The 11868-nt window shown below is 45.7% G+C and carries 14 protein-coding genes; 3 read left to right on the top strand and 11 right to left on the bottom strand.

Annotated elements, in window-relative coordinates; translation table 11 throughout:
- Positions 1 to 415: 415 nt before the first annotated feature.
- Both groL and groES read right to left on the bottom strand, forming a co-directional pair.
- Positions 416 to 2050, bottom strand: a complete 1635-nt coding sequence (gene groL / locus SB724_RS16100; RefSeq protein ID WP_003155941.1) for a chaperonin GroEL — start codon at positions 2048 to 2050, stop codon at positions 416 to 418.
- Positions 2051 to 2091: 41 nt separating this feature from the next.
- Complete coding sequence (gene groES / locus SB724_RS16095; RefSeq protein WP_003155970.1) at positions 2092 to 2376, bottom strand: co-chaperone GroES; 285 nt, start codon at positions 2374 to 2376, stop codon at positions 2092 to 2094.
- A 236-nt stretch (positions 2377 to 2612) separates the two neighbouring features.
- Here groES and SB724_RS16090 point away from each other — a divergent pair, with 236 nt between their 5' ends.
- Both SB724_RS16090 and SB724_RS16085 read left to right on the top strand, forming a co-directional pair.
- A complete protein-coding gene (locus SB724_RS16090) occupies positions 2613 to 3347 on the top strand; it encodes a CPBP family intramembrane glutamic endopeptidase (protein ID WP_003155972.1) in 735 nt (244 codons plus the stop codon).
- Entirely contained in the window at positions 3344 to 3535 is a 192-nt protein-coding gene (locus SB724_RS16085; protein ID WP_003155975.1) for a YdiK family protein, read from the top strand. Before SB724_RS16090 ends, SB724_RS16085 begins: the two co-directional genes overlap by 4 nt.
- A 37-nt stretch (positions 3536 to 3572) precedes the next feature.
- Here SB724_RS16085 and tatC read toward each other — a convergent pair whose 3' ends face one another.
- The 4 genes from tatC to moaC are packed head-to-tail and all read right to left on the bottom strand — an operon-like array spanning position 3573 to position 5683.
- On the bottom strand, positions 3573 to 4331 hold the full coding sequence (gene tatC / locus SB724_RS16080) for a twin-arginine translocase subunit TatC (protein WP_007609791.1): 759 nt from the start codon (positions 4329 to 4331) through the stop codon (positions 3573 to 3575).
- Between the two features lie 6 nt (positions 4332 to 4337).
- Positions 4338 to 4508 carry a twin-arginine translocase TatA/TatE family subunit gene (locus tag SB724_RS16075; RefSeq protein ID WP_003155981.1) on the bottom strand — a complete coding sequence of 57 codons (171 nt, stop codon included), beginning with the start codon at positions 4506 to 4508 and terminating at the stop codon, positions 4338 to 4340.
- 18 nt (positions 4509 to 4526) lie between these two features.
- On the bottom strand, positions 4527 to 5174 hold the full coding sequence (locus tag SB724_RS16070; RefSeq protein ID WP_003155984.1) for a redox-sensing transcriptional repressor Rex: 648 nt from the start codon (positions 5172 to 5174) through the stop codon (positions 4527 to 4529).
- A complete protein-coding gene (gene moaC / locus SB724_RS16065; protein WP_003155986.1) occupies positions 5171 to 5683 on the bottom strand; it encodes a cyclic pyranopterin monophosphate synthase MoaC in 513 nt (170 codons plus the stop codon). The genes SB724_RS16070 and moaC overlap by 4 nt, the downstream gene beginning before the upstream one ends.
- A 139-nt stretch (positions 5684 to 5822) precedes the next feature.
- Between moaC and SB724_RS16060 the strand changes: the two genes are divergently transcribed.
- Positions 5823 to 7751 carry an ABC-F family ATP-binding cassette domain-containing protein gene (locus SB724_RS16060; protein ID WP_410571886.1) on the top strand — a complete coding sequence of 643 codons (1929 nt, stop codon included), beginning with the start codon at positions 5823 to 5825 and terminating at the stop codon, positions 7749 to 7751.
- Positions 7752 to 7974: 223 nt separating this feature from the next.
- Here SB724_RS16060 and tsaD read toward each other — a convergent pair whose 3' ends face one another.
- Genes tsaD through thiL form a run of 5 tightly spaced genes read right to left on the bottom strand, consistent with a single transcriptional unit; the run spans position 7975 to position 11613 of the window.
- Positions 7975 to 9015, bottom strand: coding sequence for a tRNA (adenosine(37)-N6)-threonylcarbamoyltransferase complex transferase subunit TsaD (tsaD, locus tag SB724_RS16055; protein ID WP_007408855.1), 1041 nt, complete (start codon positions 9013 to 9015; stop codon positions 7975 to 7977).
- The gene (gene rimI / locus SB724_RS16050; protein ID WP_410571883.1) at positions 9008 to 9463 is read right to left on the bottom strand and encodes a ribosomal protein S18-alanine N-acetyltransferase; all 456 of its coding nucleotides are present in this window, start codon (positions 9461 to 9463) and stop codon (positions 9008 to 9010) included. Before rimI ends, tsaD begins: the two co-directional genes overlap by 8 nt.
- Before the next feature lie 10 nt (positions 9464 to 9473).
- The gene (gene tsaB, locus SB724_RS16045) at positions 9474 to 10163 is read right to left on the bottom strand and encodes a tRNA (adenosine(37)-N6)-threonylcarbamoyltransferase complex dimerization subunit type 1 TsaB (protein WP_038457102.1); all 690 of its coding nucleotides are present in this window, start codon (positions 10161 to 10163) and stop codon (positions 9474 to 9476) included.
- Positions 10144 to 10620 carry a tRNA (adenosine(37)-N6)-threonylcarbamoyltransferase complex ATPase subunit type 1 TsaE gene (gene tsaE, locus SB724_RS16040; protein ID WP_088461566.1) on the bottom strand — a complete coding sequence of 159 codons (477 nt, stop codon included), beginning with the start codon at positions 10618 to 10620 and terminating at the stop codon, positions 10144 to 10146. Before tsaE ends, tsaB begins: the two co-directional genes overlap by 20 nt.
- Before the next feature lie 15 nt (positions 10621 to 10635).
- Positions 10636 to 11613, bottom strand: coding sequence for a thiamine-phosphate kinase (gene thiL, locus SB724_RS16035; RefSeq protein ID WP_045206902.1), 978 nt, complete (start codon positions 11611 to 11613; stop codon positions 10636 to 10638).
- Positions 11614 to 11868 lie beyond the last annotated feature (255 nt).

Genomic DNA, 11868 nt, shown 5'->3' with positions numbered 1-11868 from the left:
CTCATTAGCATTTGTAATCCTACAGGACGTATATTGTGCGATCAGAATATGAAGTTCCATTTCCTTAATTTTAGATTCCAAAAGATCTCTCGGAAAATTAGAAACACATATATCACAATAGAGTATACTCAGGTTCCTTAAGCACACCATCCATCATAAAGTTGGAAAGCAATAGAATCTTTTTTAAAATATCCTTATTAACTCAAACAGAAGTGAGAGCCTTCCCCAAATAATGGAACTACTGGCACTATAATTATATAAAAAAGAGGCTTCCCAAAAGTTCAAAGAACTCATGGAAAACCTCTAAATTAGACCCTTATTCAAGAAAATGTTACCCTTTTGTTACTCTTCGGTTATTTTCAAAGTAGATAAGAGTCTAGAAACCCCATTTTTCACTGGGTTTCTGGGGCAATGATTACATCATGCCGCCCATACCGCCCATACCGCCCATGTCAGGCATTCCTGCGCCGCCGGCGTTTTCTTCCGGTTTGTCAGCGACAACAGCTTCAGTTGTTAAGAGCATTGCTGCTACAGAAGCTGCGTTTTGCAGAGCAGAACGTGTAACTTTTGTCGGGTCAACGATACCTTTTTCGATCATGTTTACCCATTCGCCGGTTGCAGCGTTGAAGCCTACGCCGATTTTTTCGTTTTTCAGGCGCTCAACGATGACAGATCCTTCAAGACCTGCATTGTGCGCGATTTGACGGATCGGTTCTTCAAGCGCGCGAAGCACGATGTTGATACCTGTTTGCGCATCGCCTTCAGCTTCAACTGCAGCGACTTTGTTGTATACGTTGACTAGCGCTGTACCACCGCCGGATACGATGCCTTCTTCAACAGCTGCGCGAGTTGAGTTGAGGGCGTCTTCGATGCGAAGTTTACGCTCTTTCAGCTCAGTTTCAGTCGCAGCGCCGACTTTGATGACAGCTACGCCGCCGGCAAGTTTCGCAAGACGCTCTTGTAATTTTTCTCTGTCGAATTCAGAAGTTGTTTCTTCCACTTGAGCGCGGATTTGGTTGACACGTGCAGCGATTTTTTCAGTGTCGCCTGCGCCTTCTACGATTGTTGTGTTTTCTTTCGTTACCACAACTTTAGAAGCGCGTCCCAATTGTCCGATTTCAGTAGATTTCAGGTCAAGGCCTAAGTCTTCTGTGATTACTTCTCCGCCTGTAAGAACAGAGATGTCTTCAAGCATTGCTTTACGGCGGTCACCGAAGCCAGGAGCTTTAACGGCAACAGCGTTGAATGTGCCGCGAAGTTTGTTGACAACGAGTGTAGCAAGAGCTTCCCCTTCAACATCTTCAGCGATCAGAAGCAATGGTTTGCCTTGCTGTACAACTTGCTCAAGCACAGGAAGGATTTCTTGAATGTTTGTGATTTTTTTGTCTGTGATTAAGATGTAAGGATTGTCAAGAACCGCTTCCATCTTATCAGAGTCAGTCACCATGTAAGGAGACGCATATCCGCGGTCGAATTGCATACCTTCAACAACTTCAAGCTCAGTTGTGAAACCTTTAGACTCTTCGATTGTGATGACGCCGTCGTTTCCTACGCGCTCCATTGCTTCAGCAATAAGGCTTCCGACTTCCTCATCAGCAGCAGAGATCGCAGCAACCTGAGCGATAGACTCTTTGCCTTCGATCGGCTTAGAAATTTCTTTTAAGTTTTCGATTGCTACAGTCACGGCTTGTTCCATACCTTTACGCACGCCGACAGGGTTAGCCCCCGCAGTTACGTTTTTAAGGCCTTCGCGGATCATAGCCTGCGCAAGTACAGTCGCAGTCGTCGTACCGTCACCGGCAACGTCGTTTGTTTTGCTGGCTACTTCAGCTACAAGCTTCGCACCCATGTTTTCAAACGCATCTTCAAGTTCAATTTCTTTTGCGATTGTCACACCGTCATTTGTAATTAACGGAGAACCGAATTTTTTCTCCAGAACCACGTTGCGTCCTTTTGGCCCTAAAGTTACTTTTACAGCGTCAGCAAGCGCATCGACACCGCGAAGCATAGCGCGGCGTGCTTCTTCACTAAACTTAATATCTTTTGCCATGTTAACGAAACCTCCTCGAATTTTTAAAAATATTTATTTGCTTAGCCGATTACAGCTAAAATGTCGCTTTCACGTAAGATTAAGTATTCAGTACCTTCGTATTTCACTTCAGTACCGGCGTATTTTGAGAAGATAATGCGGTCGCCCTCTTTTACTTCTAAAGCAACGCGCTCTCCGCTTTCCAACACGCGACCTGAACCGGCTGCCACGATTTTGCCTTCTTGCGGCTTTTCTTTTGCAGAATCCGGTAATACGATTCCGCTGGCAGTTTTTTCTTCAGATTCTACGAGTTCAATGACAACGCGATCACCTAATGGCTTTAACAATGTAATAACCTCCTCAATAGTATGAATATGTAATTTTAGCACTCAGCTCTAAAGAGTGCTAACACAGTTATTATAATAAAGAATCTTACTTCCAATTTCAAGTCATAAGAATAAAAAATTTTCACGCTTACATGATTCTCTCTCACACTGATTTTCTCCTTTTTTCACGTCAAGTTCACTTGTGTTACAATAAGAACAAATAAGTTGATTTTATAGGATAAAGGAGTACATATCATTTGAGAAAACAGTATTGGTATATCATTTTGACATATGTTATCATGCAGCTTTCCGCATTGATCGGCATTCCTTTAATGTACAAATTCGGCTATGCGGGCGGGCACCCTACGAATGCGAATCTCACCATGGCTCAGGGGATTTATTCCGTCGTAAGCTTTTTTATCTGCCTGATTATCGTTCTCTTGATTTTGAGAACCGCGCCGAAGCAGACATTAAGAAACGGGAAGAAAGCATCCGCCGGCATGTCCGTTCTCTGGGCGGTCGCGGGAATATGGCTCGCTTTATTTTCTCAGGGAATCGCCGGGATGATTGAGCAGTATGTCTTTCATGTGGGCAGCGGTTCCGAAAACACGAAAGCCATTCTCAACATTATTAAAGCCATGCCGCTCATGATTATCGTTTCTTCTATCGTCGGGCCGATTCTTGAAGAAATCATTTTCCGGAAGATCATCTTCGGTGTATTATATGAAAAAACGAATTTCTTTATCGCCGGACTGATCAGTTCCGTCATTTTCGGCATTGTGCATCAAGACCTCACGCACCTGCTGCTGTATACGGCCATGGGCTTTACCTTTGCGTTCTTGTATGTGCAGACGAAACGGATTATTGTGCCGATATTCGCTCATGTCATGATGAATACCATTGTCGTTGTCATGCAGCTCGGCCCCGCCCAAAAATATATTGAACAGCATAGTGAGCAAATGCAATTAATTATTGGAGGATTGTTTGTATGAGGAACCCAATGACTTGGGGCTTGATTTATTTCGCAGTCGGCTGTATCTTTACGTATTTGGCCGCAAGCTCTCCGGGAAGCATGTGGTCTTTTTATTCCATACTGCTGATGGTTTTCGCCGCTTATAATATCAGCATCTCGTTTAAAATGTTCGCCTTCTCATTTAAAGTGAAAAAAAATCAAAAATAAAATAAAAGCCATTTCTCATCATTGAGAAATGGCTTTTTTATGCTGATACGTCCTGGTCAGATTCACTGCCGGTCTGTCTTTTCCGATACGCCGCTTTTGAAATCAGGATACTGATCTCGTATAAAATGCAAAGCGGAATGGTAATCATCAAGTGAGACAGCAGCTCAGGCGGCGCAATCATCGCGGCGATCACAAGCAGCACAAAATATGCGTACTTTCTGATCTTCGATAAAAACCTCGGCGTGATAACACCGAGCCTCGTTAAAAACATGATCAGCACCGGCATCTGAAACAGCAGTCCGAACGGAATCGTCAGCTGCAGCAGAAAATGAAAGTACTCGGTGATCCCGATCACCTGGTTGACATCGAGGTCATTCGAGACCCGCTTCATAAAATCAACGACCAGCGGAAATAAAATATAATAAGAAAACGACACACCGCCGACAAACAGCACGATCGAAATCGGAATATAGCTGAGTGTTACTTTGCGCTCCTTCTCATACAGACCCGGACTGACAAACGCCCAAATCTGATAGAGAATAATCGGCGAAGTCAAAATGATGCCGATGATAAACGCGAACTGCAAAAAGATAAACAGCGGATCCGTCAGGTTAAAAGCATTAAGGGTGAGCTCTTTTACTTCATCGGCTTTTTGAAGATACACAATGATAGGTTTTGCCAGAAAAAAGCCGGCAATAAAGAAAACCGTAAAGGATAACGCCACAATCAGCAATCGTTTCCGAAGTTCGGCAATATGCTCCACAAGCGTCATTTGATTCACTCTCATACGCGTCATCCTATCTTACTGTTCTTCTTTCTTTTTTTCCTCTTCTTCACCGGCTAATCCCTTAGTAGCGTTCTTAAATTCTCGAAGCGTGTCCCCCGCCGCTTTTCCTAATTCGGGAAGCTTCTTCGGACCAAAAATAATCACCGCCACCACACCGATAACCGCCAGGCTTCCAGGACCGATCATGTGCAGCTCCTCCTTTCGCTATTCAATTTCTTCCAAAACAGAATAATGCTTTAAGAAATAAACCAATGATTGAAGCTCTACAGCTAAATCTATATGATGAATTCGAATGTGATCCGGCACATTCAAACGGGCCGGCGTAAAGTTAAGGATTCCCTTGATTCCGAGCGACACGAGCCGGTCGGTGATTGACTGGGCGGCAACCGCCGGAACGGTAAGAATCGCCACGGGTTCATCCTTAATGTGAAGCTCTAAATCATTAAGATCAAAGACAGGCACACCGCCTACCTCAGTTCCTATTTTACTCTGATTCACATCAAAAGCCATAGATATTTTTGTGTTATTATTTTTTGTGAAATTATAGTGAAGAAACGCCGTCCCTAAATTCCCGACACCGATCAAAATGACGTTCGTCGTTTCATCCTGATCCAGTGTTTTTCTGAAAAATGACAGCAGGTAATCCACATTATAGCCGTATCCTTTTTTGCCGAGCGCCCCGAAATAGGAAAAATCCCGGCGGATCGTGGCCGAATCGACTTTTACCGCGTCGCTCAGTTCAGCTGATGAAACGCGCTGCTTTCCTGACGCGTGTAAATTCTTTAAAAAGCGATAATAAAGCGGCAGCCGTTTTGCCGTCGCCTGTGGAATTTTTGATTGATCCTTGTTCATGATTGGTCCTCCACTTTATACTCAGATGCATCTCTTTTAAAATCACCGTTTTTGCCTCCTGTTTTTTCCATGAGGCAGGTCGGGCCGATGACCATTCCTTTATCCAGCGCCTTGCACATATCATAAACGGTCAAAGCGCAGACTGAAGCGGAAGTTAGCGCTTCCATTTCCACACCTGTACTCCCTTTCGTTTTTACGCTTGCCTGTATATGAAGAACGGCTTCGGAATCCTTTTCCTCCCAGCCGAATGAAATGTCGACGCTGCTTAAAGAAAGCGGGTGGCACATCGGGATAATCGCTGACGTCTGTTTTGCGGCCATAATTCCGGCCACCTGTGCGACAGCCAGCACGTCTCCTTTTCCGATCTCGCGGTTTTTGATTCTGCTGTACACGTCATGCTTCATGTGTACGCTGGATATCGCAGCGGCAGTACGGACTGTTGAAGATTTATCGCTTATATCCACCATGCGGGCACGGCCTTCTTCATTAAAATGAGAAAATCCATTCATATTTAAACTCTCCTTACTTCTGATCATACACTATTTTCTCCCTGATGTCTTATCCTATAATGTTCCAATTCTGATGTATTGTTTGCTGACAGCAGGTTGATAAGCTACACTTAACTTATTATAACAGAGGTGAAATAATATGATGATCTTACAAATTAATCAGCTATCCAAATCTTTTGGCGCTGATCCTATTTTAAACAATATAAAGCTTGAAGTCAGATCTCGGGATCGCATCGCCATAGTAGGCAGAAACGGAGCCGGCAAATCAACTCTCCTTAAAATTATCGCAGGTCACCTTTCATATGAAAAGGGTGAATTAATCAAACCGAAAGAATTAACGATGGGATATCTTGCCCAGCACTCAGGCTTGGAATCCCAGCTTACCATAAAAGAAGAACTGCTGAGCGTTTTTGATTTCCTGAAAGCAATGGAAAAAGAGATGCGCTCTATTGAAGAAAAGATGGCCACGGCCGCCCCGGCGGCGCTTGAGACGCTGATGAAAACCTATGACAGGCTTCAGCAGGATTTCAAGGATAAAGGCGGCTATCAATATGAAGCGGATGTCCGATCTATCCTTCACGGCCTCGGCTTCGGAAAATTTGACGATTCCGTGAAAGTGCAAAGCCTGAGCGGCGGTCAGAAAACAAGGCTTGCGCTCGGAAAGCTGCTGCTGACCCAGCCTGATCTGCTTATTCTGGATGAACCGACGAACCATCTCGACATCGACACGCTTACATGGCTTGAGCATTATTTACAGGGATATTCAGGCGCAATCCTGATCGTTTCCCACGACAGATACTTTCTTGATAAAGTCGTCAGCCAAGTGTACGAGGTCTCACGGACAGAAAGCAAAAAATACCTCGGCAACTACAGCGCCTATTTAGAACAAAAAGCTGAGCAGTATGAGAAAGACCTGAAGCTGTATGAAAAACAGCAGGACGAAATCGCCAAGCTTCAAGATTTTGTCGACCGCAATCTGGCCAGAGCTTCTACAACGAAAAGAGCTCAAAGCAGACGAAAACAGCTTGAACGGATGGACGTCATGGCAAAGCCGCTCGTGGATGAAAAATCAGCCGCCTTCCGTTTTGACATTACAAAACAGAGCGGAAACGACGTCCTGCGCGTACAGGATGTTTCTATCAGCTATGACGGCCAGCCTCCGCTCTTGAAAAACCTGACCTTCGGCATTACAAGAGGCGAAAGCGCCGCCCTCGTCGGACCGAACGGAATCGGCAAATCAACCTTGCTGAAAACCATTATGAACACGCTCAGTCCGGAATCCGGATCGATCACGTACGGTTCCAATGTCACAATCGGCTATTACGATCAGGAGCAGGCTGAACTGACCTCGTCCAAACGCGTGCTGGACGAGCTGTGGGATGAATATCCGGACATGCCGGAAAAAGAGATCAGGACATGCCTCGGCAACTTCCTGTTCAGCGGAGACGATGTCCTGAAACCGGTCCGCTCGTTAAGCGGCGGGGAGAAAGCAAGAGTCGCGCTTGCCAAGCTGATGCTTCAAAAAGCAAACTTTCTCATCCTAGATGAACCGACAAACCACCTTGACCTGGACAGTAAAGAGGTGCTGGAAAACGCCCTGATCGACTACCCGGGAACACTGTTATTTGTATCGCATGACCGCTACTTTATTAATAGAATCGCCACAAGAGTGCTGGAGCTGTCACCTGATCATGCAGAAGAATATTTGGGAGACTATGACTATTACACCGAGAAAAAAGCCCAGCAGCTGGAACTGGAAGAAATGAAGCGGCAGGAAAAGGAGCAGGCTCAGCCTGCCGGCAAGGTCAAACAGGATACGAAAAGAACTTACGAGGAAGAAAAAGAATGGAAGAAGAAAGAACGGCAGCGCCTGAGACGCATTGAAGAAATCGAAGCGGCCGTCTCATCCGCCGAAGAGAAAATCAGCGCCAATGAGGAGCTGCTGTGCGATCCTGACGTGTATCAGGATCATGAAAAGGTACAGACCATTCACGCGGAGAATGAAGCTCTGAATCAAGAGCTCGAGAACTTATTAGCAGAATGGGAGGAACTCTCCTCAGAAGAATAGAAAAAGTCAAGCACCTCTTTAAGGGGTGCTTTTTTATCCACAGCTATCCTCCTTGCCAGCCATGTAAGTAAGCGTTTTATACACACTATCCACAAAATTTTCTGACTTTATCCACTTTACTAACAACTTATAGCCCCTTATCCAGCCTGGATTTCTGAATATATTCACAATCCTGTGGATATGTTAGAATTGTCTGTTAATAAGTGAAAAAAAGCCTCACGTTTTACAACGTGAGACGATCAAAAGATGTTAATTCCAAACCGGGCTGTCCGTTCATATCATATGAGCCCCGGATCCCCTTTTCAAAAGCAACGGTTCCGGCAGCCGCAATCATCGCTGCATTGTCCGTGCATAAGGAAAGCGGCGGGATGATAAGCTCGGGATCTCCCGAATGGCTGAATTCCTGCTGCAGTGCGGCTCTCAGCCCTTTGTTAGCGGCTACGCCCCCTGCCAGCAGCACTTGTTTAACCCCGTATTCTTTCGCGGCCTTAGAGGTTTTTGCCGTCAGTACATCAATGACACTCTGCTGAAAGCTTGCGGCAAGATCCTCCGGAGGAATCACCTCATTTTTTTGCGAGGCGTTATGAAGTGTGTTAATCACAGCTGACTTTAGGCCGCTGAAACTGAAATTGTAAGACCCTTCTTCCAGCCACGCACGCGGAAGCGGAATGGAATCCGTTCCCACAGCAGCCAGCTTATCAATCTGCGGCCCTCCCGGATAAGGAAGCCCCATCGTTCTTGCCACTTTGTCGTAAGCTTCGCCTGCGGCATCATCCAGCGTTTCACCGATAACCTCGAATGAACCGTGCTCTTTCATATAAACCAATTCCGTATGTCCGCCTGACACAACCAAAGCAAGCGCCGGGAATTGAAGCTCTCCTATCAGCCTGTTTGCATAAATATGACCCGCGATGTGATGGACGCCGACTAGCGGTATTTGATGGGCAAAGCTTAAAGCCTTTGCCGCATTGACTCCGATTAACAGGGCTCCGACAAGTCCGGGTCCTTCCGTTACGGCAATCGCATCAAGATCATCAAAGCCCATCTCCGCTTTTGAAAGAGCTTCCTCAATCACAAGGGTAATCTGCTCCACATGATGTCTGGACGCTATTTCAGGCACGACCCCGCCGAAACGTTTATGGCTTTCAATTTGAGAAGCGACAACGTTTGAAATAATTTCATTCCCGTTTTTTACGACTGAGGCCGCTGTTTCATCACAGCTTGTTTCGATTCCTAATACATAAATATCTTGTTTTTCACTCATGTAATGTCACCCACATTAATAACGCATCTTCCCCGTTATCTGTATAGTATTGTTTTCTGATTCCTCCGGCCTGAAGACCGAATTTTTTATATAAGGATTGGGCGGGATGATTTGAGATCCTGACTTCGAGAGAGAGCCTTCTTGCCTTTTTTTCTCTGCACAATTCTATCGCAGAGCGAAACAGCGCTTCTCCCAATGATTGGCCCCGATATTCCGGCTTAATGGCTATGTTCGTAATCTGCGCGTCATCTATAATAATCCAGATTCCGCAATACCCTGCCAGACAGCCGTCCTTTTCAATGACAAGGTAGTGGGCATACGGATTTTCCAAAAGCTCATGATAAAATGAATCCTTCGTCCACGGAGAAGTAAAGGATGCTGTTTCAATTTCATAAATTTGATCAATATCTTCCGGAAGCATGCTTCGAATCGCCGTTTTCGTTTTCATCCCTATCACCCTATTTTTGAGATTCCATCCATTTCGCTTCAGCCTCTGCCAGACGCAAATAATCCGGAACAAGGCTGTGGACATCCGCTTCTTCTTTTTCCAAGCCTAAAAACGCCAGCTCTGACGGCCGCGGATTATGCTGTGCAGCCGTTCCTATCACTGCTTGAGATGTCAGCTCATGCAGAATGGTTTCTTCATGAATGGCTGTATCGTGCCCTAAAAATAAAACCGGAGACGCTTTTTCTTTCAGCATGCCGAGCCAATCAGTCAAAAGGACATTCTGATCTGGAAGAACGGATTGTAATCGGCCGTCCTGATATTCATAAAGTCCCGTATATACCTGTCCGCGCCGGGCATCAAATAACGGGCAGATCAGTCCTTGAAAGTGCCGTCCGTTAGCCGCCAGCACCTCCAGACTCGAGACAGCGGAAACCGGAAGCTTCAGCGACCATGCCAATGTTTTTGCCAGCGTCACACCGATTCTGACACCTGTGTACGATCCCGGTCCTTTCGCCACCGCTATTTTCGTAAGGTCCTGCGGTGTTAGGCCGCAATCCTGCAGCAATGAATTGACAGCAGGCATGGCCCGCACGGAATGATTCTTTTTTAAATATGTAATATACTCCGCCATCACCGTTTTGTCACGAACGAGCGCGGCACCCAGCGTGTAATTTGACGTATCAATTGCCAGTATTGTCATGTTTATTTATCTCCTCACAAAGCGTTTCATACCGTGTTCCGCAAGCCATAAAGGTAATGTCCCTTGCCTCATCACCGGCTCTTGTGATGACGATCTGCAGCCGTTCAGCAGGCAGCTGATCCTGAATTAAATGAGCCCATTCAATTAAACAGACGCCTTGTCCCTCAAAATATTCTTCAAGCCCTAAGTCTTCGCTTTCATCCTCCATACGATACACATCCATATGATATAGAGGAAGCGAACCGTCATGGTATTCTTTTATAATTGTAAAAGTCGGGCTGTTTACCACTCTCGTGATTCCCAGTCCTTCGGCAAAACCCTTTGTAAAAGTCGTTTTTCCCGCGCCTAAGTCGCCTTCCAGTGTCAAAATGTCTCCCGGCTTTGCCAAAGAAGCGGCAAGCTTGGCTACGGCTTTCGTTTCTTCGGGGTTTTTCGTTCTCCATTGTAATGTCTTCAAAGTGAGTCACCCGTCTTATTTAAAATGATTGTATCCTTTTTTCTCAAGGACGATTTGTCTCTGATCATTGGCTGTCAAAAGAACACAGGCTTCCTTCCGTTCAGATACCGCTCCTATCTTCGCAATCGGAATGCCCGATTGAGTGCAGTAATCAAGCAGAGAGGTCCACTCTTGCTGAGAAACCGTTCCAACCAATTCAAAATCTTCACCGCCGAATAACACCCATTTTTCCCACTCAGAATCTGCCTCAGGCAAATCCGGATGCACCGGCAGAAGTTGTTCTTCAATTTCTATCGTAACTGAACTTGCCGCAGCTATTTCATGCAGCTCACTGGCCAATCCGTCACTAATATCATTCAGAGCCGCGCGCTGAAGCTGAGAGCAGAAGCGGCCGACCTGAACTCTCGGAACGGGCCGTTTATGTTTTCGAATAAAATAATCACTCGTATGAAAAGCAGAAGGGAGTGTTTCTCCCAATAAAAGAGACAGTCCTGCTGCAGACGAACCGATATCCCCCGTAACAAACACAACATCCCCGGGTCTTGCCGAGCTTCGCAGACAAGCGCGATCCTTCTCAATTTCTCCGATGACAGTAACGGTAATAACAGCTTGACCGGAAGCGGAGACGGTATCTCCCCCGATCAAATCCATTTGATATAGTTTCGCCAGTTCCGCCATTCCTTCATACATTGCCTGGACGTCAGCTTTCTGCCAGCAAGAAGGAACCGCTAGAGACACCAAATAAAACTTCGGAATGCCTCCCATCGCCGCCACGTCACTAATGTTAACAGCAAGCGCTTTATAACCGATATCATGAGGAGAGGAATACTCTAATTTAAAATGGACATTCTCCACCATTGTATCAAGGCAGACAATTTGCTGCATATGGGGTGACGCTGTATAAACCGCACCATCATCACCGATCCCTACATCGACGGAAGGATGATAATGCGAATGCGGCGTAATACTGTGAATCAAATCAAACTCATCCATATATCTCCCGTCTCCCTTTCTGACGCTCTTGTGAAATACAGCTCTTTCTAGTGTATCGGATTATGTTTCAATATCCAAGACTTTAACGATATAAAAGAAAGCTTGGTTAGATACCAAGCTGCCAGCATTTAAAAGAAAACACAAAAAAAACGAAAACATGATCGTTTCGTTTACAATAAAAATGGCGGTCCGGACGGGACTCGAACCCGCGACCTCCTGCGTGACAGGCAGGCATTCTAACCAACTGAACTACCG

Source organism: Bacillus sp. SIMBA_031 (genome assembly GCF_046535225.1).
GTDB classification, from domain to species: Bacteria; Bacillota; Bacilli; order Bacillales; family Bacillaceae; genus Bacillus; species Bacillus velezensis.
The sequence above is the reverse complement of the archived record's forward strand: the minus strand, read 5'-3'. Positions and strand labels throughout refer to the sequence as shown.

Bases quoted from the DNA above. Each gene is read 5' to 3' on its own strand.
- groL (WP_003155941.1), bottom strand. From the start codon at position 2,050: ATGGCAAAAGATATTAAGTTTAGTGAAGAAGCACGCCGCGCTATGCTT.
- SB724_RS16085 (WP_003155975.1), top strand. From the start codon at position 3,344: ATGAGGAACCCAATGACTTGGGGCTTGATTTATTTCGCAGTCGGCTGT.
- tatC (WP_007609791.1), bottom strand. From the start codon at position 4,331: ATGACGCGTATGAGAGTGAATCAAATGACGCTTGTGGAGCATATTGCC.
- SB724_RS16075 (WP_003155981.1), bottom strand. From the start codon at position 4,508: ATGATCGGTCCTGGAAGCCTGGCGGTTATCGGTGTGGTGGCGGTGATT.
- SB724_RS16070 (WP_003155984.1), bottom strand. From the start codon at position 5,174: ATGAACAAGGATCAATCAAAAATTCCACAGGCGACGGCAAAACGGCTG.
- moaC (WP_003155986.1), bottom strand. From the start codon at position 5,683: ATGAATGGATTTTCTCATTTTAATGAAGAAGGCCGTGCCCGCATGGTG.
- SB724_RS16060 (WP_410571886.1), top strand. From the start codon at position 5,823: ATGATGATCTTACAAATTAATCAGCTATCCAAATCTTTTGGCGCTGAT.
- tsaD (WP_007408855.1), bottom strand. From the start codon at position 9,015: ATGAGTGAAAAACAAGATATTTATGTATTAGGAATCGAAACAAGCTGT.
- rimI (WP_410571883.1), bottom strand. From the start codon at position 9,463: ATGAAAACGAAAACGGCGATTCGAAGCATGCTTCCGGAAGATATTGAT.
- tsaB (WP_038457102.1), bottom strand. From the start codon at position 10,163: ATGACAATACTGGCAATTGATACGTCAAATTACACGCTGGGTGCCGCG.
- thiL (WP_045206902.1), bottom strand. From the start codon at position 11,613: ATGGATGAGTTTGATTTGATTCACAGTATTACGCCGCATTCGCATTAT.